The 24782-nt window shown below is 37.8% G+C and carries 18 protein-coding genes and 1 tRNA gene; 10 read left to right on the forward strand and 9 right to left on the reverse strand.

Annotated elements, in window-relative coordinates; translation table 11 throughout:
• Window positions 1–226: 226 nt before the first annotated feature.
• Window positions 227–1165, reverse strand: coding sequence for an isoaspartyl peptidase/L-asparaginase (locus P9B04_RS11460; RefSeq protein WP_342055121.1), 939 nt, complete (start codon window positions 1163–1165; stop codon window positions 227–229).
• Complete coding sequence (locus P9B04_RS11465; RefSeq protein ID WP_342055122.1) at window positions 1165–1326, reverse strand: DUF2256 domain-containing protein; 162 nt, start codon at window positions 1324–1326, stop codon at window positions 1165–1167. The genes P9B04_RS11460 and P9B04_RS11465 overlap by 1 nt, the downstream gene beginning before the upstream one ends.
• Before the next feature lie 70 nt (window positions 1327–1396).
• Here P9B04_RS11465 and P9B04_RS11470 point away from each other — a divergent pair, with 70 nt between their 5' ends.
• Both P9B04_RS11470 and secA read left to right on the forward strand, forming a co-directional pair.
• Window positions 1397–1717 (forward strand): ArsR/SmtB family transcription factor, encoded by a 321-nt coding sequence (locus P9B04_RS11470; protein ID WP_342055123.1) that lies wholly within the window; start codon window positions 1397–1399, stop codon window positions 1715–1717.
• A 422-nt stretch (window positions 1718–2139) separates the two neighbouring features.
• The gene (secA, locus tag P9B04_RS11475) at window positions 2140–4938 is read left to right on the forward strand and encodes a preprotein translocase subunit SecA (protein ID WP_342055124.1); all 2799 of its coding nucleotides are present in this window, start codon (window positions 2140–2142) and stop codon (window positions 4936–4938) included.
• Window positions 4939–5019: 81 nt separating this feature from the next.
• Here the strand turns inward: secA and P9B04_RS11480 are convergent.
• A tRNA-Ser gene (locus tag P9B04_RS11480) sits at window positions 5020–5105 on the reverse strand.
• 306 nt (window positions 5106–5411) lie between these two features.
• Here P9B04_RS11480 and metG point away from each other — a divergent pair.
• Window positions 5412–7019, forward strand: coding sequence for a methionine--tRNA ligase (gene metG / locus P9B04_RS11485; protein WP_342055125.1), 1608 nt, complete (start codon window positions 5412–5414; stop codon window positions 7017–7019).
• 133 nt (window positions 7020–7152) lie between these two features.
• A complete protein-coding gene (locus tag P9B04_RS11490; protein WP_342055146.1) occupies window positions 7153–7755 on the forward strand; it encodes a LabA-like NYN domain-containing protein in 603 nt (200 codons plus the stop codon).
• Between the two features lie 83 nt (window positions 7756–7838).
• Here the strand turns inward: P9B04_RS11490 and P9B04_RS11495 are convergent, their stop codons facing one another.
• Entirely contained in the window at window positions 7839–9383 is a 1545-nt protein-coding gene (locus P9B04_RS11495; protein WP_342055126.1) for an NAD(P)H-hydrate dehydratase, read from the reverse strand.
• A 303-nt stretch (window positions 9384–9686) separates the two neighbouring features.
• On the opposite strand from P9B04_RS11495, the gene P9B04_RS11500 reads away from it, so the two are divergent.
• Complete coding sequence (locus tag P9B04_RS11500; protein WP_342055127.1) at window positions 9687–12446, forward strand: DUF29 family protein; 2760 nt, start codon at window positions 9687–9689, stop codon at window positions 12444–12446.
• 105 nt (window positions 12447–12551) lie between these two features.
• On the opposite strand, the gene P9B04_RS11505 is transcribed toward P9B04_RS11500, so the two are convergent.
• The 3 genes from P9B04_RS11505 to queC form a co-directional block, all read right to left on the reverse strand.
• A complete protein-coding gene (locus P9B04_RS11505) occupies window positions 12552–14147 on the reverse strand; it encodes an Hsp70 family protein (protein WP_342055128.1) in 1596 nt (531 codons plus the stop codon).
• Window positions 14148–14312: 165 nt separating this feature from the next.
• A complete protein-coding gene (gene sds / locus P9B04_RS11510) occupies window positions 14313–15284 on the reverse strand; it encodes a solanesyl diphosphate synthase (RefSeq protein ID WP_342055129.1) in 972 nt (323 codons plus the stop codon).
• 206 nt (window positions 15285–15490) lie between these two features.
• On the reverse strand, window positions 15491–16186 hold the full coding sequence (gene queC / locus P9B04_RS11515) for a 7-cyano-7-deazaguanine synthase QueC (RefSeq protein WP_342055130.1): 696 nt from the start codon (window positions 16184–16186) through the stop codon (window positions 15491–15493).
• A 124-nt stretch (window positions 16187–16310) separates the two neighbouring features.
• On the opposite strand from queC, the gene P9B04_RS11520 reads away from it, so the two are divergent.
• On the forward strand, window positions 16311–16715 hold the full coding sequence (locus tag P9B04_RS11520) for a 4a-hydroxytetrahydrobiopterin dehydratase (RefSeq protein ID WP_342055131.1): 405 nt from the start codon (window positions 16311–16313) through the stop codon (window positions 16713–16715).
• Window positions 16716–16783: 68 nt separating this feature from the next.
• Complete coding sequence (locus tag P9B04_RS11525) at window positions 16784–17806, forward strand: ABC transporter ATP-binding protein (protein WP_342055132.1); 1023 nt, start codon at window positions 16784–16786, stop codon at window positions 17804–17806.
• A 211-nt stretch (window positions 17807–18017) separates the two neighbouring features.
• Here the strand turns inward: P9B04_RS11525 and P9B04_RS11530 are convergent, their stop codons facing one another.
• Window positions 18018–19058 carry a glycosyltransferase family 61 protein gene (locus tag P9B04_RS11530; protein WP_342055133.1) on the reverse strand — a complete coding sequence of 347 codons (1041 nt, stop codon included), beginning with the start codon at window positions 19056–19058 and terminating at the stop codon, window positions 18018–18020.
• Window positions 19059–19510: 452 nt separating this feature from the next.
• Here P9B04_RS11530 and P9B04_RS11535 point away from each other — a divergent pair, with 452 nt between their 5' ends.
• From P9B04_RS11535 to P9B04_RS11545, 3 genes are all read left to right on the forward strand, one after another.
• On the forward strand, window positions 19511–20047 hold the full coding sequence (locus P9B04_RS11535; RefSeq protein WP_342055134.1) for a GNAT family N-acetyltransferase: 537 nt from the start codon (window positions 19511–19513) through the stop codon (window positions 20045–20047).
• 562 nt (window positions 20048–20609) lie between these two features.
• The gene (locus tag P9B04_RS11540; protein ID WP_342055135.1) at window positions 20610–21050 is read left to right on the forward strand and encodes a DoxX family protein; all 441 of its coding nucleotides are present in this window, start codon (window positions 20610–20612) and stop codon (window positions 21048–21050) included.
• A 712-nt stretch (window positions 21051–21762) separates the two neighbouring features.
• Entirely contained in the window at window positions 21763–22356 is a 594-nt protein-coding gene (locus P9B04_RS11545; RefSeq protein WP_342055136.1) for a YdcF family protein, read from the forward strand.
• Window positions 22357–22449: 93 nt separating this feature from the next.
• Here P9B04_RS11545 and P9B04_RS11550 read toward each other — a convergent pair whose 3' ends face one another.
• Complete coding sequence (locus tag P9B04_RS11550) at window positions 22450–24336, reverse strand: DNA-directed RNA polymerase subunit gamma (RefSeq protein ID WP_342055137.1); 1887 nt, start codon at window positions 24334–24336, stop codon at window positions 22450–22452.
• Window positions 24337–24782 lie beyond the last annotated feature (446 nt).

Genomic DNA, 24782 nt, shown 5'->3' on the forward strand with positions numbered 1-24782 from the left:
TGTTTGGCCTAAGTTTTCGCAGCGAGTGACCCCTGGCTTTTTGAGAAGATACATTAAGACTTTTATGTAGAACTGTCAGTGTTAACATGGTGAAAGCCTGCCTCGACAATTGTTGAAGTTTCTGATAGTTTACTTGTTATTAACATTCTTGCCAAACCTAAGTGGATCGAGTCCATGACAAAAAAGACTTTTCTCCCTTAGTGGGTGTTTCTTAATTTTTATCCGTTTAACAATACCCCATCAATTCTTCTGTTTGCCATTCTAAAGTATCCCCGATAGTTGATCCATTATGATAAGCTGCTAATAAAACTTCGCTGGTTTTTCCCCAACTAATCACCCCATTGTAGTCCAACGCGATCGCTCCCAAGTCTCGATCCCGTTTTTTACATTCTTCCATCGATTTCTGCATGGCATCGGGCAAAGATAAACCATCCCCCACTCGAATAACCACCCGTGCGGCTAAACATTCGTTGACAATATCTTCCCCCACACCGGTACAACTAACCCCTGCTTCTTCGGTGGCATAATTACCTGCTGGCATCGCTGAATCGCTCACTCGACCAATTCTTTCTAACCCTTTTCCTCCCGTAGAAGTGCCGGCAGCAATTTTTCCCTGACTATCCAACGCAACCACACCAATAGTTCCCCGTCGTGCTTCAGAAGATTCTGTACTGGCGAATAAACGCCCCATTTTGCCCTGAAAATCGTCTTTCCACTCTTCTATCCATTCTGTGGCACGAAACTCCGTTAAGGGGTCATATATGGGGATGTTTAATTCTCTAGCTAATTCTGCTGCCCCCATGTCAGAAAGAATGCGATCGCTTTGGCTTTGCAAATATTTAGCCAACTCAATAGGATTTTTGACACGGGAGATGTTAATTACACCGCTAAAGGTTTGACTCAAACCTTCCATGAGAGACGCACTCATACGGATTTGACCATCGGATTGTAACACCGATCCGGTTCCTGCGTTGAAACTGGGTTCATTTTCTAGTAACTGACAACCCCTAACCACTGCGTCTACTGCCGTTCCTCCGTTGTTCAATAACTGATAAACTTCCCTGACAATACTGTTTAAAGAGGTGCGAACTTTGGCTAAACCCCCTTTATCGTTTAGTGAACTGGCACCACCGTGAATGATAAGTTTAGGTTGGGTTGTGGTCATTAATTTTTATCCCCTACTTGAGAGCGTCTTCTGCGACATCGTTCGGAGCAGTATTTTACATCATCCCAACACCTGGCCCATTTTTTTCTCCACGTAAAGGAAAGGCCACAAACAGGACATATTTTTGTAGGTAAATCGGATTTTGAGCGTTGACGAGCCATAAAGTTTAGCGATCGGTTGTTGTGTCTTGCTCTATCATAAGAAAATAACCTTAATGTTGACTATTCATCGATGGCAATCGCAACCCCTCACAATTCGTCAATCATTTTACTGGGTTTTCGGGCGTTATCTGATCCCATTCGCCTCAAGGTTTTGGCATTACTAAAAGGTCAAGAATTATGTGTCTGCGATCTCTGTAAAGAATTAGATGTTAATCAATCTAAGCTCTCTTTTCACCTGAAAAACCTGAAAGATGCTCAATTGGTTCAAGCGCGTCAGGAGGGTCGTTGGATCTATTATCGTCTCAATCAGTCTCAGTTTACTCTGCTTCAAAACTATTTATCTGAATATCAAAAATTTGATGGTATTTTATCAGCATCTCCCTGCGAGTAAAGGTAAAAGTCATGTAGCAGATTACTTTATCTGCAATGTTCGCTAATTTTAGACGCAAGTGTGCCATGCTATTCCCAAATTAGTATATCTGAAAATTTACAAAAATTCAAGTATTGATTTTCAGTCAAATTTTAGAAAAATCAAGAAAAACGATCTGTTGACGAAGTTGATTCTCACATTGTTATTTGTGATTTTAATTGTGACGAACAATAAATAAAACTAATATTTTCAAAGAGAGCAGAAACATCCAGATGACTCAAAACATGAGGAAAAATATTAAGATATATATCTGTGGTTAGAAAATTGCTCATAAGTAGGGGGAGGACATAAAAACTATCAAAAACAAAGTATAGATAGAAAATATGTTGTCCCCCTCAAGCCCATCAGAAGTACCATTAAAATAAAGAATAAAACGATACCTTATGCTTAAAGCTCTATTTGGTGACCCTAACACCCGCAAAATCAAAAAATTACAGCCCATTGTCGCAGAGATTAACTTGCTTGAAGAAGATATTCAAGGGTTATCTGACGAACAATTAAGGAAAAAAACCGTTGAATTTCGGGAAATGTTGGATAAAGCTAACAACGACGAAGAAACAGAGGACATTTTAGAAGAAATTCTGCCAGAAGCATTCGCCGTTGTCCGAGAGGCAGGAAAAAGAGTCTTAGGGATGCGTCACTTCGACGTACAGCTAATGGGGGGAATGGTACTCCATCAAGGGCAAATTGCTGAGATGAAGACAGGGGAAGGAAAAACCCTGGTAGCTACTTTACCTGCATATCTCAACGGACTCACAGGCAAAGGGGTTCATATTGTCACCGTCAACGACTACCTAGCCCGTCGAGATGCAGAATGGATGGGACAAGTACATCGTTTTCTCGGCTTAACTGTAGGACTTATCCAGTCGGGGATGAACCCAGAAGAACGCAAGAAGAACTATGCTTGCGATGTCACCTACACTACCAACAGCGAACTAGGATTTGATTATTTACGGGACAATATGGCCACCGCTATGGCCGAAGTTGTACAAAGACCCCCCAATTATTGCATTATTGACGAGGTTGACTCCATTTTAATCGACGAAGCCCGTACCCCATTAATTATTTCAGGTCAAGTAGAAAGACCCACAGAAAAATATATTAAAGCCGCCAAAATTGCCGAAAATTTAGAAAAACAAGAAGACGAAGAAATACCAAAAGAGTATGAAGTAGATGAAAAAGCTCGCAACGTTTTAATGACAGATCAAGGGTTTGAAAAAGCAGAACAATTGTTAGGAGTAACCGATCTTTACGACCAAGAAAACCCTTGGGCCCATTATATTTTTAACGCCATCAAAGCCAAAGAATTATTTACCAAAGACGTTAACTACATCGTTAAGAACAAAGAAGTGGTCATTGTCGATGAATTCACCGGTCGAGTTCTAGCAGGAAGACGATGGAGTGACGGACTGCATCAAGCCATCGAAGCTAAAGAGGGAGTTCCCATTCAAAGAGAAACCCAAACCCTTGCCACCATTACCTATCAAAACTTCTTCCTGTTGTATAACAAGCTCTCAGGAATGACCGGAACCGCTAAGACCGAAGAAACAGAACTAGAAAAAGTCTATAATCTGCAAGTTACCATCGTTCCCACCAACCGTCCCCCTCAACGCTACGATTATGCCGATGTGGTTTACAAAAATGAACTCGCTAAATGGAAAGCTGTAGCGACAGAAGTAGAAGAAATGTACCAAGAAGGTCGCCCTATTCTCGTGGGTACCACTAGCGTAGAAAAATCAGAAGTAATCTCCCACCTACTACAAGAAAGTAACATTCCCCACGATATTCTTAATGCTCGTCCAGAAAACGTAGAAAGGGAATCAGAAATCGTTGCTCAAGCAGGACGCAAACAAGCTGTTACCATCGCTACTAACATGGCAGGAAGAGGAACAGATATTATCCTGGGAGGGAACTCTGATTACATGGCCCGGCTAAAAATTAGAGAATACCTCATGCCTCAAATTGTTATGCCAGAAGATGATAGTCTCATGGCAGGTGGGACGGCGAATAATAGTCGTCCCCAAGGTTTTGGCAAAGAAAGTGAAAAGAAAAAATGGCAACCCTCTGCGGATATTTTTCCTACCCAACTTTCCCCAGAAACCGACACTCTGCTCAAAACGGCCGTAAAATTTGCGGTTGATGAATATGGGTTGCAAAGTCTGTCGGAACTAGAAGCAGAAGAAAAAATTGCCATCGCTTCCGAAAATGCTCCCACCGATGACCCTGTGGTTGAAAAATTACGGGAAGTTTATAAAGCCATTCGTGAAGAGTACGACGCATTTACCGATAAAGAACACGATCAAGTAATCGATTTGGGAGGACTTCATGTTATTGCTACCGAACGTCACGAGTCCCGTCGTATTGATAACCAGTTACGGGGAAGAGCGGGACGACAAGGCGATCCGGGGTCTACCAAATTTTTCTTAAGTTTAGAAGATAACTTACTGAGAATTTTTGGAGGGGATCGCGTAGCCGGGTTAATGGATGCTTTCCGCGTGGAAGAAGATATGCCTATCGAGTCCAAAATGCTCACCCGTTCCCTAGAAGGGGCCCAGAAAAAAGTTGAGACCTTCTACTATGACACCCGTAAACAGGTGTTTGAGTACGATGAGGTGATGAACAACCAAAGAAGAGCTATTTATGCCGAACGGAGAAGGGTATTAGAAGGGTTAGACCTCAAAGAGCAAGTTTTGCAATACGCAGAAAAGACTATGGATGAAATCGTCGATGCTTACGTTAACCCAGAGTTACCCCCCGAAGAATGGGACGTAGAAAACTTAGTGAGTAAGGTCAAAGAGTTTGTCTATCTCCTCGAAGACATCACCGCTAAGGATATGGAAGATATGACCGTACCAGAGATGAAAATTTTTCTCCATGAGGAAGTTCGGAAAGCTTATGACATCAAAGAAGACGAGGTAGATAAAGTGCGTCCTGGTTTGATGCGAGAAGCAGAACGCTTTTTTATTCTGCAACAAATAGATACCCTCTGGCGCGAACATTTACAGTCCATGGATGCGTTACGGGAGTCTATTGGTTTACGAGGTTATGGACAAAAAGACCCTCTCATTGAATATAAACAGGAAGGGTACGAAATGTTTTTAGAGATGATGATCGATATTCGTCGCAACGTGGTTTATTCTCTATTCCAGTTCCAACGAGAAGGACAACCCCAAGCTGTTTAGTTAGTCTGAGGGAAGAGGGAAGTAGAAGTCCCCTCTTCCCTTTATCTATGTACTAAAGTCTTAAACAGCTAACCAAAAGAGCGGAGAGGGTGGGATTCGAACCCACGTTGGCTATTAACCAAACCCGATTTCAAGTCGGGCGCGTTCGACCACTCTGCCACCTCTCCTTGTTTCAAAGATCATTTTAGCAGAACTTAGGGAAAATTTTCTTATTTTTAACTTTTCGCCCTAAATCACCGAATCAGAAGTTTCAGCAAAAAATATTCATTAAATTTAGAATTATTTACTACTACTTAAAATGTCTTAATATAAGGGTCTTAAGATTATTTTTATTGGCTAGGGATACAATTGAGTTAATAATTAAAGGATGATACACAAGAAAATGGCTAAAATTACTCCTTAGCAAATATTGTCATTGTCCTCCGTTAAATTGGATTTCAAAGATAATCTGAATTAAAAACCCCTTAGTTTAAATGACTTCAGAAACAACCAAGCCGAAAAAATTTGCTTTAACCACACCACTATATTACGTTAACGGAGTTCCCCATATTGGTAGTGCCTATACCACCATTATCGCCGATGTTATTGCTCGTTATAGACGATTAACAGGAGAAGAGGTGCTATTAATCACAGGGACAGATGAACATGGGCAAAAAATACAGCGAACCGCCGAAGAGAAAGGATTACCCCCCCAAAAGCATTGCGACGAAATTGTAGGCAGTTTTGAAGCGTTATGGGAAAAATTAGATATTCAATGGGATCGCTTCAGTCGTACCACCGCAGAGAAACATGAATTTATTGTTAAGGAATTTTTTGAAAGAGTTTGGGAGAATGGAGACATTTATTTAGCTCAACAACAAGGTTGGTATTGTGTTGCTTGCGAAGAATTTAAAGAAAAACGAGAATTATTAGAAAACGGTTGTTGTCCCATTCATACCAACAAAAAAGCAGAATGGCGAGACGAAGAAAACTATTTCTTCAAATTGTCTCGATATCAAAGAGAATTAGAAGAACTTTACGAGAATAATCCCCAATTCATCGAGCCAGATACTCGCCGCAACGAAATTTTAAATTTCATTAATCAAGGCTTACAAGACTTTTCCATATCTCGCGTCAATGTAGAGTGGGGTTTTCCTATCCCCAACGATCCTAATCATACCATTTATGTTTGGTTTGATGCCCTTTTAGGTTACGTGACAGCCTTACTAAAACCGGAGGATGAACCAACCCTAAATAATGCTTTATCCGCTTGGTGGCCCATCAATTTGCATTTAATTGGTAAAGATATTTTACGCTTCCATGCTATTTATTGGCCAGCCATGTTAATGTCAGCAAAATTACCTTTGCCAGAGAAAGTTTTTGGTCATGGTTTTTTGACAAAAGATGGGCATAAAATGGGCAAAAGCCTAGGAAATACATTAGATCCTTTTGACTTAGTGGATAAATATGGTGCCGACGCAGTGCGCTACTATTTCTTAAAAGAGATAGAATGTGGAAAAGATGGCGACTTTAACGAGACTCGTTTTGTTAACATTCTTAACGCCGATCTCGCTAATGATTTAGGCAATTTGCTCAACCGAACCTTAGGCATGACCAATAAATATTGTAAAGGGTCATTGCCGCCGATTACAGCAACAGAATTACCCCAAGAATACCCCCTAAAAACCATAGGCTTAAATCTAGGGGAAAAGGTAATGAAAGCCTATGAAACCCTCAAATTTAACGAGGGATGTGAGGAGATTTTAACCTTAATTAGAGCAGGGAATAAATTTATCGATGAACAGGCCCCGTGGCGTTTGTTTAAAGAAGGAAAACAGGCCGAAGTAGAAAAGATTTTGTATGGAGTGCTAGAATCAGTGCGTCTTGCTGCCTATTTATTAGCTCCCATTATTCCTAACCTGAGTAGCAAAATCTATCAGCAACTTGGTTTTCCTGTAGACTTTAATCAAAGCGATCGCCTGAACCAAGTTATTCCTTTTACTCATCATAGCCAATGGGGGAAACTAAAGGTTAATTCCGAATTGACCAAACCTCAACCCATTTTTGCTAAACTCGATCTTCCTCTAGAAGAGAACCCTTAACAAATGAAAAAATTAACATTTTTTCTATTTTTGCATTGAAAACAACCACTATTTTACGATGAAATACAAACCTGAACTCACTAATAATTTTCATAGTCCGTCCTTTTTTGACGAGCAACGAGGCTTAACAACAATGTATGATGACTTTGATGATGATTCGATCTTTTCCCCAGAACAAGTCTTAGAAAATCGAGGTAGAGTAGCCATTTTTATCGATGGTTCCAACCTATTTTATGCGGCATTACAACTAGGTATTGAAATTGACTATACTAAGTTACTTTATCGCTTAACTGAAGGATCTCGTCTGCTTAGAGCCTTTTTCTACACAGGAGTCGATCGCACCAACGAAAAACAACAGGGGTTTTTGTTGTGGATGAGACGTAATGGTTATCGGGTTATTGCCAAAGACTTGGTACAGTTACCGGATGGTTCAAAAAAAGCTAATTTGGATGTGGAAATAGCCGTTGATTTGATGGCCTTGGTAGGGTCTTACGATACTGCTATTATCGTTAGTGGAGACGGAGACTTGGCTTATGCGGCAGACTCCGTAAGTTATCGCGGCGCGCGCATCGAAGTTGTTAGCTTGCGCTCTATGACTAGCGATAGTTTAATCAACGTGGCCGATCGCTATATTGATCTCGATCAAATCAAAGAGGACATTCAAAAAACCCCCAAGCCTAACCTGTCTTACAACAGTTATTCTGGTGTAGGAATGCTAGAACAAAACAAACCTTAATGGTAGGGGACGGGGTGAAGTTAATTATCAGTGATCCTCGGTGAATTTTTCATTCTCCTGGTATCCCAGTCCCTCTCTAGTTCCTATCTTTTCTCAACAATACGATGAAGATACTGGCAAAGAGTAACTGCGTCAACCCCTAACTCACTACGTTCTCTCGCCGCTACAATAGCAGCCTGAGCGTGCCACCAAGCTGCCGTTGCTACCATCCCCTCTATTGGATGCTCAACGGTCTTGTTTTGGGCTATTAGTCCCCCCATCAAACCAGTTAAAACATCCCCACTACCCCCTCTCGCTAGTGCCGGGGTACTTTCGGGAATAATCCAAACTTTCCCTTTAGGATTAGCAATAATGGTTTTTGCTCCTTTCAGTAAAATAATCGCCCCACTTTGATTAGCCGCCCGTTTAGCCGCCGTTATTCTATCCTTTTCTGGATTATGAATATCAGGAAACAGACGTTTAAACTCTCCTAAATGGGGAGTTAGAATTGTAGCACTTTGCCGTTGAGATAGAGCTTTTACTGTTCCTAACTGGGCCAAGATGTTCAGTGCGTCTGCATCTAAAATTAGAGGGCATTGTGCTTTTAACACCATTGTGACAACTTTTATAGCGTCTGTGGTTAACCCTGGACCGCAGGCAATGATATCATAGGAAGCGAAGTCTGTTGCAAGTGGGGGCAATAAGGCAACCGCCCCCTTTTCCGAGACAGGACAATCAATCACTAAACCATCAGGGATGTGGCTAATAAGCAAAGATTTTAAGGACTCAGGAACCGCAACCGATAACATTCCCACACCGCTTGCTTTTGCTCCTAAACTGCTCAAAATACTTGCCCCTGCGTAGCGATGGGAACCTGCAATGAGCAACAAATGACCTTGTTGGTACTTATGGGTTAGTTGGGGACGGGGTATGGGTAAAAACCCTAGTGCTAGGGTTTTGTTTAAAAGTTGTAGGGGAGTGGGTTGAGGAATAATTGAGTAAATATCTCTCAGGGGAATACCAAAATCTATTCTTTCAGCAATACCAGTGTAAGCCAAAGCTTGATCCTGAAAATAAACAGGCTTCCATAAACCCAGACAGAAACTATGAGTCGCTTTTACTGCTGTTCCCAGAACTTCTCCTGTATCGGTGTGTAAACCAGAAGGAATATCCACACTCACCACAGGGATAGACCATTCATTGAGACGATCAACATCCATAGCTAGATTACCAGAAAGCGATCGCTTAAGTCCAAAGCCAAATAAACCATCAATAATCAATTGACAATGCTTTAATGATTCGAGATCGCTATGATAAGGAATACCCAAACTATGGGCATAGTCGGCGTGTTTTTGGGTTAACTCTTTTAGTTTGGTAAAGGGAGAATAGACACAAACATCATAGCCTTGTAAATGGAATTCCCTGGCAATAACCAAAGCATCCCCTCCATTATGACCTGGACCCACTAATACCCCAATTTTGTCAACAGTATGAAGAGGATAACGCTGTTGAATGCGTTGGAAGGTTAACAGGGTGGCTTTCTCCATTAAAGCAGCTACCGGCATACCTGCTTGAAAAATTTTCCCCTCAATGTTCGCCATTTGTTCGGCGGTAACAACAATAGAATTAAGTTCTTGTCTGGGTTGCATAAGTTTTCTCTAATATGGTGATTCCTATTATTAATTTATGTATCAATAGATTGGAAATAAAATTAAGCAAAAATTAATTTTATTAGAGGCAAGTAATTTTTACAATATTTATTTTAGACCAGCTTTTAAGAGACTGATTAAAAAGAATCCTGAACTACAAAATAAAATTACCAGTGTTTATTAATTTATATGTCAATTAGGTTTTACATTAGCAATAAAATTAAATAAAAATTCTTCTTATTAGAACACAATTTATTTTAAGATACTGATTAGGTAACTCAAGTGTAATTTAAATAAAACACTATGATTAATTCTGGCGATAAGGATAATAAGAAGAATCGGTTTTGGAATTTTGCTGTCTTGTTTAAAAGGTTTATAACTGTTTCTACTATCGTTGCAGCAATGCTTCCTCTTGTTTTTAAACAGTTTGAAGTTATTCCTATATTTGAAGTTCATAACCAATTTTTACCTATCTATACCAGTTTATTTTGTTTTTTAATTCTTGCGTTTTGTTTTTATGCTCGTCACCGACTAGCTTGGTGGATGTTTCATAATGAATTAAATGGTGCTGATGTTGGCCTTGCTAAAGAAATAAAAACTGCATTTAAGTTTATTCCTTTTTTCTTAATTGGAATCTGTTTTGCTTGCATTATCTGGTATCACAATATTTTATATAAATCCGTAGCAACAATTAGATGTGATTTGACAAATCCTCCATGTGATGTGAAGCGTACGGAATTTTATAAGGACATTGAAAAAATATATAAGAAAATTGAAACAAATTATAGTAATCAGAAAACAGCTCATGATAAGTATCTACAAGCTCATAAGAAGTACATAAACTCGAATCCTCAAGATAAGGCTGAAAACAATCCAAATCATAATACATATATAGAAAATCATGATGAGTATCTAAAAGCTCATGATAAGTATCTAAAAGTTCATGATGAGTATATGAAAGAACTAAATTTAGAAAACCAGATAGAAAATTCTTTACAATATTTTGGTCAATCTTTAACCTTACCATTATTAACTGATATTGAAAATTTCCAAGCAGATCAGGTTCAATTAAATAGTGACTTTATTTTAAGATATGCTGATCCATCTGTGATAGATGAAATAGAGAGAACGGATCAGGACAATGGGGATACAACGGATCAGAAGAATAGGGATACTGAGAGAATAAAAAGCAGCAATAGTGAATCAATAATTTCTACCAATAGTCAATTAATAATTTCTTATCTAGGAATATTTATTACTGCCCAAATTGCCTTTATTTTGATGGCATTACGGGAATACTTACAAGATATTCTAGATAAATCAGACTTATTAAAAAATGCCAATGGGAAAAAACTTACCAATTCCATTTGTGGGGATATAAATAATAAAGATAGTCGTGAAATTTGTTACTTGTTTCTGGAGGCGAACGCAAAATCAAAACGTAATTATGCTCAAAAAAATATTATTAAAACTCTAAAGGAGGAAGAATTTTTAAGTAATAAACAAAGATGTATTTTATTCTGGTTATCTGAGTGTAGTAACTACAGGCAAAATATAATTAATGATATCTTAAAAAATAAATATTTATCAGATACTAAAGAGATGAAGGCACAATTTATTGAAGACATTCTGGGAAATTTAAGACAATTAAAAAAAGCATTTGAAATATTACATAAATGGGAAAGAGTAACAGAAGTAGAAGAAATTATTAATCGCTTCAATAAAGTAAGAAAAGAAAGATCATTTCAATATTTTCAGCAATATTTTAAATTATTGGCTGAAAAGGGTAAAGATGAAAAGAAAGACGATACAACTGATTATTACTCAGGCTTAGAAACCTTTATTGAGCTAATGCCAGACATAAAAGCAATAGATGAAAATAACCTGGACTGGAATAAGTTATTGAATGAATTATCAAAAAATGTTAAAAATTTAAAAGAAAAGAAAGAAAACGAAACTAAAGATAATCTCAAAAAAGTTATTGCAGGACTTCTTCAGTATACCTATCAAAAACCTGAACCAAGAAAAGCTCATCAAGCTTTGGCCAATTCAATTAATGAACACCGACAAAAATTAAAGGATGATTTGAAAATAAAGGATGATTTGAAAACTGATTTTAAAACAAATTCTAGTTTAAAAAAATATTGTCAAAGAATTTTTAGTGATGTTTATTCTGAAGCGCGTAAACTAGCAAGTACAAAAACAGAACTGTCTTTACATGAGTTTCCAGAATATGAATCTGCCCCTTTTAATTTTGAAGAAGCTTTACACAAAGATTATCTAGAAATTAGTAGTAAAGAGAATCTTAAAAGACTAATTGTCGAACTTCTTAAATATACCTATCAAAAACCTGGAGCAAAAAAAGCTTATCAAGCTTTGGTTGATTCAATTAAGAAATACCGACAAAACTTAGAGTATGATTTTCAAACAAGTCCTAAGTTAAAAGACTATTGTGAAAAGGAAGAAATTTTTCGTGTAGTTTATTCTGAAGCGCGTAAACTAGCAAGTACAAAAACAGAACCATCTTTAGATAAGTTTCCAGAATATGAATCTGCCCCTTTTGATTTTGAAGACGCTTTACATGAAGATTACCTAAAAATTAGTTGTAAAGAGAATCTTAAAAGAGTAATTATTGGACTTTTTCTATATGACTATTTGAACTATCAAGAATCACAACAAAAAAAAGATTCTGAAAAGTATAAGATATCATCCCAATTTTGCATATTAGCTTTTCTAAGAAGTCGTGAAAATCTTGAGTTCTTAAAACCCCTTGAATTATTATTGGTGATGTTTTTACCAACATGGAATGCTAAAGCGTTAGTTCGTTCCATAAGAGAACACCGAGAAAACTTATACAGGGATTTTGACACAAAGACTAATACTGAATCTTATTGTGAAGAAATTTTTGAAGAAGTTTATGGTGAATTTTACTCTGAAGTACGTGAACTAGCACAGCAAGAAACAGGAATACTTTTAGATATGTTAGATAGGTTTCCGCAATCTCCCCCTTTTTCTTGCAAACAAGCTTTAGATGTAGGTTATCTAAAAATTGGCATTAAATAAACCTGAGTTTGGTTTTAGGAGTTAGAATGATAACTTATCAAAAAGATATCTCATGAATCACTCCTAATTACTATATAGAATTGACCATCGGATACATAAATCACACTAGCTTAATTCTGCTACGATCTGATTTTCAACTAAACTATTTTGTGTCAATAAATCGTCAACTGTTACCCTTAAAAATCGTTGTTCATCCACCCAAAATTTTAACTTAATTCTATCACTTCCAGGCATCCCCAAAGGCTCTAATTTAGCTAAAGTTCTTGCCCCATCTTTATCATTTAAAGCTTGGACATTGTTTTGATTGTTTGCTAACGAACGAGTTACTAACCTATCCCCATCAAAATACACTTCTGTTCCCCCTGTTTCTGACCCTAATTCCCCTATAATTAACTCAATACTAGGTTGATTTTCGATGGATGCACCCAACTTAATTTCTATGGGTTCATTCATGGGATAAAACTGCCCTGATTTAATGATAGAATGCCAACTGTGACAGTTTTTACGACGGTTCCAATATCTAATACCATAACTGTGATATAGGAAGTCCTGAACCTCAAATCCTTGGTCTAGTTTTAAGGCACCTTCAGCAATAGCAGAAAAAGGGCGATCGCATTTTATTTTCTTCTCATCAAAATACTGTTTAACCCAAGTTTGTACGGCAGGAATTTGTACACTTCCCCCTACCAATAAAATACCATCAATATCCTTTTTCTCAACACCATTCCGTCTCGCTTGTTGCAAAACTTGGGTCATCAACTCATCCAATTTATCAAAAAATTTCTCCTCTTGTAAAATCTTTTCAAAACTATTTGTATCTAATGCTAACTCGTAACTATCCAAGGTTTCATCGTTAAAATAAACCTCGTTAGCTTTTGCCTGCGAAGATAACTTAATCTTTAATTTTTCTGCTAACCTCATTGTCAAAGAAGAAACAGGAATATTTTGAGTTTTGGAAAAGTAGTTAATTAGCCAGTTATCGATATCCGAACCCCCTAAATTAGTCCCTGCTTTAGCTAAAATACGAGCTACTTTAGGTTTTTGACTTTGACTTTCCCCCAGTAAATTTTGACCCCATTTTAAGATAAAACCTTGATTTTTCTTGGTATTTTCTTTGTCCAACTTAACCAAAGATAAATCAACGGTTCCCCCACCAAAATCTAAAACTAATAGTAGTTCTTCTTCCGTTGTTCCGTACCCCAAAGCTGCTGCAGTTGGTTCATCCAATAGTCTAACTTTTTCAATATTCCACCCCTGACAAACGCTACTTAACCAATAACGATAACTCTCGAAGCTGTCCACAGGAACCGTTAAAACTAAGGAATCTATAGTATCTGTTGATTGATTTTTTAACTGTTCAATGATGGTATTTAAAAACCATTCTCCTACTTTCTCAAAAGTAATAGTATTTTGGTCTAACTCTGGTAAAAAGCCCTGAATATTCGCTCCAATACCCCGTTTAAATTGCTGAAAAAAGCGTGGGTCATTAAGCAAATCTAACCCTTTATCGCAGACAGCTTGACCTACTAAAACATCATTTCGATTTGCATTTTCAACATAGATTAAACTGGGAATTAAAGAAGGATTGTTGGCCACTTCTCGATCGCATCCTCGAAGTTTAACTATTTCGGTTTGCTGTGTCACGGGGGAGACACGAGTAATCACTGTATTGCTTGTACCAAAGTCAAGGGCGTAAGACACTTTAAATTTAAAAGAGATTTAGTATATGATTGCTAATCTTTTAAAAATAGCAAACACCCTCAACCTGTGACAAGGTGTGGTTAAGAAATTTATTAATTAACCTAATTTTTTCAAAACAATTTTTAAACAAGAAAAGTTTTAAAGGCAAAAACGATGTTTAAATCCTTAATAAAGACGACTGACAACGTAGTCAACCAATTCGTTTAAGGACTGAGAATATGGAGAAGGTTCGAGACAACTTAGCTGTTTGAGGGCTAGTTGTACATGGTAAGAAGCTAATTCTCGCGATCGCTCTATACCCTGGCTTTCAGCTACAATAGACAAAGCTTTTTCTTCGTCACCTTCTTCACTAAACTCCCTTTCAACTAATGTTTTTAAATAAGGAGTTTCTTCCATCGTAAATAAAGCAGGGGCAGTAATATTACCACTGATTAAATCTGATCCAGAAGGCTTACCGAGTACCTCTGTTGGTGAGGTAAAATCGAGGATGTCATCCACAATTTGAAAAGCTAATCCCAAATATTTTCCGTACTTATAAAGGCTGTCGATGACTTCAGGAGAAGCGTCGCTTAAGATAGCTGCAGACTTTGCGCTATTAGCCATTAAAGAAGCCGTTTTATAATAGCTTTTGTCTAAATAAGCCTCTAGGGTTAAGCTGGTGTCAAAGCGATTAATGCCTTGAAAAATCTCTCCTTCGGCAAAGTCACGAATAACTTCCGAGAGTAACTTAACCACTTGTAAGTTATCCAGATTAGCTAAATACCAAGAAGATTGAGCAAAAAGAAAATCTCCTGCCAAAACAGCAATACGATTATCAAACAAACTGTTAACCGTTGGCACATTGCGTCGTAAACTAGCTTCATCCACCACATCATCGTGGACTAAGCTTGCTGTATGGATCATCTCAGTGATTTCCGCGAGTCTACGGTGACGAGGAGTAATCCCTCGGTCTAGCATTGTAGCTCGTGAGACTAATAAGACAATCGCAGGACGAACCCGCTTACCACCAGCATCAAATAAGTGTTCAGCCGCGGCTCCAAGGATGGGGTGACGCGCCCCGACTAGGCTTTTTAGGTTGTCTGTCAACAGGTGTAAGTCGTTTTCTACGGGGGAAAAGAAAGAGGTTGTTGAGATCATGCGGTTAGTTAGACCTTGTTTTTCAGTTACGAAAGTTTACATATTCTTGTATTTATTTTAAGCTAATGCCCCGATTTTTTGTCAGAGCTAAGCTATTAACCATTTAATTAGAAATATGATAACTGGTCACTGATAACTGATAACTGCTCACTGCTCAGACTCTAAAACCTTTATTTGATAGGCTTTACCCCACTCTTATCACCCCATCAACTCTGCATTTCTCTTCCTTTAGCTGTAGCTAGATGAGGGTATCCTGCTTCGATTAAAGCGCGGTCGCGGATACGACAAGAATCACACAATCCACAAGGATTTTCCTTTCCTTGGTAACAAGACCAAGTCTTGGATATAGGAACTCCTAAACTAACAGCCTTTTTTACGATGTCAACTTTGGTTTTTTCGATCAAGGGAGCCACCAATTGGGGGGATTTTCCTTCAATGCCAACTTTTGAAGAGAGATTGGCGAGTGTTTGATAGGCTTGGAGGTATTCTGGGCGACAATCGGGATAACCAGAATAATCTACGGCGTTAATCCCTAAATAAATAGCTGTTGCTCCCTTAGCTTCCGCCAAGGATAAGGCCAGTGCGATAAAAACCGTGTTTCTTCCAGGAACGTAGGTTGAGGGTATCAGGGTGGGATCAACCCCGCTTTGGGGCAAAGATAGGGCATTATCGGTTAAAGATGAACCTCCCCACTGAGCCATATTGACATCCATAACGTAGTGTTGAGTAATTCCCAAATCATGGGCAACGGTTTTAGCTGCCTCCAACTCCCGTTGATGTCGCTGTCCATATTGCAGGGAAAGGGCAATCACTTCGTAACCATGATCAATGGCGATCGCTGCTGATGTAGCAGAATCTAAGCCTCCTGATAGTAAAACAACTGCAATGGGTTTATTAGTCATGATCCAAGAATTGACAATACATATTTGAAAAGTTAAAAAAATATTTATCTTAAAACAATTGTAGATTGTCCCATAGTATTTTGCTATCCTAAAAAATAAGGAGTTGTTAGAATCTGTAGAGAAAATGAAAAGATTTTGGTTAGTTTTGATAGTTTGTTTTATAATTTTAAGCAGCGAAATTAACCCTTTTCATGGTTCTATGGGTGCGACGGCTGTTGTTAGTAAAGAAACGAGTGTGAGTAACGTGAATCTATTATCAACTATAGAATTGAAAAACGCCTTAGATAAATTAGAAGGATGGACAGAAAAAGAAGGAAAATTACATCGTCAATTTCAGTTTTCATCCTTTGTTGAAGCTTTTGGTTTTATGACTAGTGTTGCCTTGGTGGCTGAATCTATGGGACATCATCCTGAGTGGTCGAATGTTTATAATCGTGTCACCATTAATTTAACTACCCACGATGCAGGGGGAATTACAAATATGGATGTAGAGTTTGCCACAAAAACCAATCAACTTGTTAATAAATAACAGAAATAAATCCCCACTTTCCAGAAACAGAAACCCATTAAAGCATTATCTTAAAATAAACTAGATTCATGAATAGTCCTATCGTTGTTATCGACTCCCTCAAAAAAAATTATGGTTCTATTGTCGCCCTAAAAAACATTTCTTTTACTATCGAAACAGGAGAAATATTTGGACTTTTAGGACCCAATGGATCGGGGAAAACCACCACCATCCGTTGCCTATGCACCCTAGCCAAGCCAGATGGGGGTGATATCCAAATAAAAGGAATATCAGCCCTTAAAGAGCCAAAAATCGTCAGGAACCGTTTAGGTTATGTGGCTCAAGAAGTTGCCTTAGATAAGATGCTAACTGGGCGAGAATTGCTGGAATTACAAGCTGATTTATATCATTTACCCAAGAAAGGCGCAAAAGAGAGAATAGAACAGTTATTGAGCTTATTAGATATAGAGGAATACAGCGATCGCAAAACGGGAACCTACTCTGGAGGTATCCGTAAACGTTTGGACTTGGCGGCGGGACTGCTCCATCAACCCGATGTGTTAGTCTTAGATGAACCAACGGTGGGGTTGGACATCGAAAGTCGCTTTATTGTCTGGGACTTCCTCAAACAACTAAAGCAAGCTGGTACAACCGTTTTGATTACCAGTCACTATCTCGAAGAAATTGATGCTTTAGCGGACAATGTGGCTATTATTAATCGAGGAGAGGTTATTGCCAAAGGAACTCCCTCCCAACTCAAAGAGCGTTTAGGCGGCGATCGTGTTACTCTTCGCATCCAGGAATTTGCTACCTTATCAGAAGCACAAAAAGCCAAGGAAGTTTTAGAAACCTTGCCTTTTGTAGAAGAAACTATAATTAATCCCTCTCAAGGAAACTCCCTCAATTTAATTGTTACGAGTAGAAGCAATTCCTTGAGTAAAATTGAACAGACCATAACAGAGGCTAACTTACCCATCTTTAGCTTAGCGCAATCCCGTCCTAGTCTAGATGATGTTTATTTGGCAGCTACAGGGCAAACTTTGATGGATGCAGAATTAGCGGCAGCAGGAAGTCGGGATCTTAAAAAAGAAAAGAAACAAGAAATGAGTTAACCTGAGTTCGGAGTTTGGAGGGCGGAGTTGAGCCTTTCTTGACGATATAATTAGGTATTTGAGACTATTGATTTGGGCAAGTTATATATAAATTTGCTTACATCAAACTCAGTTTACAAAAACCAGACAGTCAACTTGAAAGCAGTTTGGATCAAAGTAAAATTCTCTGTGGATCAACGATAAAGTCCATAACTCCTTCAATTCCAACTTCTCAAAAAAAGGTTTTTAGGTATTTAGAAATCTCTGATAAGTTTACGGTAAAGTTTTCATTCTTTCGACCTTTAGTAAGACTTTTAGGATTAGACCAATAATGATAGTCATGATTAACTGATTTACATAAAAAATAATAATAAAAGGAAATTTCTGGCTTTGGAAACAATTCTAATACCTTAATATTACTTGAAAAGATTAAATTAGCTAAGCCAGCTCCATGAGGAGATATTACCGCCTCTGCATCATAAAATAACTCAATTTCTTCTTCAATAGACAACTCTTCTAGATAGTATTTTTTAAATCCATAATCTTCTAACAGACTCATTAATTCATTTTCATTAAGAATGCGACGGTTTCTAGATTTTGAGCGAGAAATAAAAATGCGATTTTTTTTATTTCTTTTGCGTAATGGTGCGACTTTAGACATTAAGTAGTCAACATAGAGTGGTGGTAAATATCCTATTTTTTGACTCGTCATCATGCTAGGAAAAATAACCCTTTCTAAAGAGTATAATTTATTAGGATCGACAATCATCGGTTTGATATTTTCGGGTAACATTTTTTTTAAAAAAAAGTTTTCCGTTTTAGTAGGTAGACTGCATAAAAGTAGTTTAATTTCCTGGTTATTATATTCATGTTGATCTAATAAGTAAATTCTAGGAATATAATCAATTAGACAATGATAGTGATTTTTCTGAGTAAATGTAGAACGGATCATTGTACAGGTTCCTGATAATCTTTCTAATCGTCCAAAATATAAATTACTCAAGCTAAAATGTTCTGATTTAATAGGATTGTTATGATGACCTACTGATTGCGAAATAAGTTCTCTTGACTTTGTAAACAAAGAATAATATTTAGGGTAAAAAATTACATTGTTCAGGGTAGCCGTATAGATGGGAGGAACTTCATAGAATTCTGATAAATTAACACTAGAATAATCAGAAGATGTGTTTGAAATTACTCTCTTAATTTCTGGGGTTGGGATCTTATTCTGAGATAATACCAATGGTTTAATATTTTGAGCGACATTTTCCATAGAAACTTTTTTTATAAATTTGTGGCGTAAAAATTTTTGCAAAGAATGTTTGTTCTGTTTAATGATCTTAAATGTTGACATATTCATAAATCGCACTCTAACGAAATCTTGCTATGGCTTATTAGAGTATCAGGTTTGTATTGAGAAGTAAAGTCGCTTTAATGGAGTTGCTGAATTTACAGCTGCTTACTATTAAATAAGTATCATTTTAAATCTTAAGATGATACATTACTGCTTTTATAGATATAAGTCTGAATTTCAGCCAATTCTCCTACCCTTGCCTAACTTTCTCTATCTTTTGGTAACTTTTATCCCGACTCTTTAATCTAATTTAACTCATGATATATGATGTCTACAATTCTCCTGAAGCTGACAGCGAAGCCTAATAGGTCTGAGAAATGCTATACTGTCATCTTGAATTCGAGAATAAATAGTGACTTGTAGGAAAAATTATGATAGAAATTGTTACACCGAGACTAAAGTTAAGACAGTGGAAAGAAGAAGATAAAGAACCTTTTTTTAAGCTAAATTCTGACCTTAGAGTGATGGAATTTCTCCCAAAATCATTATCAAAAGAAGAAAGTAACAACTTTATCGAACGGATAAAACTAGGTTTTAAAGAAGATGGATATAGTTTTTGGGCTGCGGAATTAATTGAAAATCAAGCTTTTATTGGATTGATTGGTTTATCGATTCCGAAGTTTCAATCTTTTTTTACTCCCTGCGTTGAAATTGGTTGGCGTTTGGCTTACGATTACTGGGGAAAAGGTTACGCAACCGAAGGAGCAAAAGCATCTCTAGATTATGGATTTAAGGAACTAAATTTATCAGAAATTGTCTCTTTTACGTTTTTCAAAAATCTGCGTTCTCGTCGGGTTATGGAAAGAATAGGGATGAGATTTCTTGATGAATTTGAGCATCTTTCATTACCAGAAGGACATTGTTTAAGGACACACGTTTTGTACAAAATTAACCTAAGTTCGATGTAATGATATTTTTAGACATCGGAGAGCAATATTTTTTCTTCCCTTACGTTAACCTTCATTATTTATGAGAGAATGAAGAAAAAGCATGAAACCCCTATCCCATAAAGACTATAGAGATTTGTTCCGAACAACAGTCTGTAATTTTTATCAATTACTAATTATCAACAATACGGCACTTTGCGAGTTATTAAAGTACATTCCACACCTGCCTTCGCCTCTTGTAAGTAGGTGGGCATATTTAGCAAAAACAGTAATATTGTTAATATGGCAATCAGATTTCAGTTGTGAGAATTAAATCTAAATCAAAGACAAGAGGTAAGAGGCAACAGACAAAAAAATCTCATGAATTATTATTTATTGGGATAGATCCGTTAAATTGAAGTATTGAAACTTATAGATAGTCTTACTAACTAATACTTCTTTTTAAGCTATTTACAATAAGATTCTAAGTTTGCTCTAAGGTAATTCTCAGTCTAGTCTCATTAACATTAGTCTATACTAAGCATTCAATGGATTAAACAAATTTATAATCCTAAAAATTTATGCATCAGAGGAGATTCCAGCAATGCAAACTCAAATATCTAATACTAAATTTTTAATTTACTCCATTTGGGGTTTACGTCTTCTTTTAGTTGCTATTTTTTTATATCATGGACTACCTAAAGCTATTTTTTGGTCTGCAGCAGCAGAAAAATTTGTAGGGTTTGGCCTTCCTGGTTTTCTTGGTCCCATCACCGGTATTGCAGAAGTTATTGCTAGTGTATTATTATTGTTTGGACGTTTTTGGCGAGCTTCTAATTTAGTGTTACTATTTATTATTGCTGGAGCGATCGTAACAGTTCAACTCCCGAATTTTATCGAAGATGCTAAAAAAGTAGCTGGTTTAGAAAGAGATTTATTAATTTTAGCAGGACATTTGATTTTATTAGCCGCTTATCCTTATGGGGTTTTAAATAAGTCAAATAATTCTCAAACTTTTTCTCCAACCAAAGTATCTAGTAAATAATATTTTTGAGCTTATTGATTGTTAACTTTATCTATGTACATCTAACTCTCTTTTGTCACTCTTGGAGACTGCGCTCACCCTAAACCTTATGAAATCGTCACTCTAGCGATTTGACCTCAAAATAGATTTCTTAATAGAAAATAATTGAGTGAGTACAGTCTATGCAATTGTTCTAAAATTCATAATTCACAAGGGGTTTCCCAGTTTGACCAAAGAGAGTTATTTTCAACATGGTTTCAGGACGAAAATCAACCTTATACCAATTTTCAAAAGTAACTGGAGACTTGAGATAGAGTTATAATCTTGAGCTTCAAACGATTAAAAAGGAGACAAAAAAATTATCTCATAGAGTTAAAGACTCTGAGCTATTAAACAGTTAACTCACATCTTGCACCTGCGTTATAAAGTATCGGTGAGATTAGGGTGTGGGGTGTAGGGTATAGGAAACCATAGTTTTTTTTAGTTGACTGTCTTGTTTTTGATTATTAAGTTTTCTTGTACTGATGGGAGATATCAGCTAAAAAAATTTTGGGAATAAAATTTTAATTAAGGGAGCATAATTATTTTATGTGCGTCCTCTATAAAGGATATGTGCTAAATCCAATAAATCATTATTCAAAGTTTGAGATGGAGATAATCAAAATCTCAGACTAGTTTCCTGATGAAATCTTAGCGCAAACTTATCGAGACGTTGATATGAGTATCATAATCTATGTTCCTCAAAATCAGTTCTTCCAAACCAGAAGTTAGAAGCGTTAGCCACCAAAAACCGATCAAACGCCTTTTTTTGCTTCTTTGCCTAGCTAGTTTAGGATCATGGTTAGGTTATAAACAACTGCAAAGTTATCTGGTGCAACCAGAGGCTATCTTTGTTTTAGGTGGACACGAAGATAGAGAAAGATTTGCGGCACAATTAGCCCTTCAACACCCTGATTTACCAATTTGGGTATCTTCCGGTAGTCCCCAAAACTACGTTAAACAAATATTCACCAATGCAGGGGTTAGTTCCCATCGTCTTCACCTCGATTACCAAGCTAAGGATACGGTGACAAATTTCACCAGTTTAGTGACAGAAATGAAGGCCAAGGGGATAGATAGTGTTTATTTGATCACCTCAGATAATCACATGAATCGTGCCAGGATTATTGGGGAAATTGTTTTCGGAACTCAAGGAATAGTTCTGAAACCTTTGTCGGTTCGCTCTGATAATTCCCCCGAACCCATCGAAAAAATTATTAGGGACGGGGGGCGATCTTTTCTTTGGTTACTAACAGGAAGAACGGGAGAAAATTTACTAAGACCTTGAGATTGCTAGGGAAACTCAGGGTCTTCCCGTTCTTCTAGACTGTTCTACACTTATTTAATTCAGGCCCTACCGAGCTGAATTAAATAAGTGTTGTTAGGCAGTCACCAGAGCATCTTGGATAGTTTTGTTGTAGATAATGCGCCCAGGTGTGGTGCGAATAAACTGAGAAACTGCCTCACCATCGATTTCCCTAACCCGACGTTCCCGATAGTGCTTAACCACACTACCGTCTTCTAAGGTTTCTGTTTTCAAGACCTCGTTGTCTGGTTTATCGGTGACAACCTCCTCATTGGGGTCTGCTGAACGTAACCAAACGTAGGCGTGTAAGTCCACTAGTCCCTGTTCATAGGCTTTAACAGCATCGTCAATACTGCCAAAATAACGGCCGCTTCCCTTCTGTGCGTTGGGGTTTTCTGCAGTTAAATAGTAGCATCCCAATACCATGTCTTGAGAAGGAGCAACGATCGGTCTCCCAGTAGCAGGAGAAAGAATGTTATGACAAGCTAACATCAATAATCTTGCTTCCGCTTGAGATTCCAGAGATAAAGGAACGTGAACCGCCATCTGGTCACCGTCGAAGTCAGCGTTAAACGCAGGACAAACCAATGGGTGTAACTGAATAGCTCGCCCTTCTACTAAAATGGGTTCAAAAGCTTGAATACCTAAACGGTGTAGGGTTGGGGCGCGGTTCAGTAGAACAGGGTGTCCGGTAATCACTTCTTCGAGGACATTCCAAACGCTAGGATCACCTTTAACGATTAGCTTTTTGGCTGCTTTGATATTGTTGACCAACCCGAGACGAATTAGACGATGAATAACAAAGGGTTGGAACAACTCAATTGCCATTTCACGGGGTAAACCGCATTGATAAATCTTTAAATTTGGACCCACCACGATTACGGAACGACCTGAGTAGTCAACCCGCTTTCCTAATAGGTTTTGACGAAAACGCCCTTGCTTACCTTCAATAATGTCGGACAAAGATTTCAACGGACGATTATTGGCACCGACAACGGTTCGCCCTCGTCTTCCGTTATCAATCAAAGCATCCACAGCTTCTTGTAACATCCGCTTTTCGTTACGGACAATGATTTCTGGGGCGAGAATCTCCTGGAGACGTGCCAGACGGTTATTACGGTTAATAACCCTTCGATAGAGGTCATTGAGGTCTGAGGTGGCAAAACGACCCCCATCCAACTGCACCATCGGGCGTAAGTCTGGTGGTATCACGGGAATAACATCTAACACCATCCATGCAGGTAGGGAACCGGTAGCGATAAAGTTATCGATTACCCGAAGACGTTTAATTAGTTTCGCCCGCTTTTGTCCTTTACTTTGGGCAATGTCTTCCCGTAATGTTTCGGCTATTTCATCCAGGTTCATTTCTTGCAGTAACCTTTGAATGGCCTCTGCACCGATACCCACTTCTATCCCATATAGTTCAGAGTCTTCGGCATAAATCTGATCTTCGATTTCAATCCACTGATCCTCGGTCAACAGTTGTTTATACTGTAAATTACTGGCATTTCCTGGATCAAGCACTACGTAGGCGTTAAAATAAACGATTTGTTCTACGTCCCGTAGAGCCATATCCAGTAAGATGCTCATATAACTGGGAATACCTTTGAGGTACCAAACATGAGTTACAGGAGCTGCTAGTTTAATGTATCCCATGCGATGACGACGAACACGGGATTCAGTAACTTCTACCCCACACCGTTCGCAAACAATACCTCGGTGACGAACTCGTTTATACTTACCACACCAACATTCCCAGTCTTTCGACGGACCAAAAATCCTTTCACAAAAAAGTCCGTCCATCTCCGGTTTTAAGGTTCGATAGTTGATGGTTTCGGGTTTGGTGACTTCTCCTACAACCACACCATTGGGAAGGGTTCTCTCTCCCCACTGACGAACTCGCTCGGGGGAGGCTAACCCAATTTTTACATAGTCGAATCTTGTATCTTGTGCTGGTTTCATGTTTGATGGTTCTCAACAATAGGGAAAAGGATTGATTGTAAACTTTATCTTGGGGAAAGTGGTTAAATTTCTTACTCTTTAGACTAAATACTAGACAAATCGAAACATCCGAGAGGCCTGATCAATGGGCATAAATACTGGCAGAAATCTGGATTTTTGCGCCACTAACATTTGACGATTCTTGAAGTTTATCCAGATCACTAAGAATTTTAGTATGAGCCAATAGTCAATCATACACATTTTTGGTTACTCGAATCAATATGATAACGATAAAATTGTCTTTTAGCCAATTGATCAGTTTTTTGTCAAGATATTGTTGACAAAAATTAATATTCTTGTTACATTACTTAATACAGGGACAACAAACGAAATCTTAATTGAAGTTTGCTCTATCTGCAATCTAGAATCGTGTAATTTCGGTATCTCCCATTGATATTGAGTTCTCC

The organism is Crocosphaera sp. Alani8, from assembly GCF_038442745.1.
Lineage (GTDB): Bacteria > Cyanobacteriota > Cyanobacteriia > Cyanobacteriales > Microcystaceae > Crocosphaera.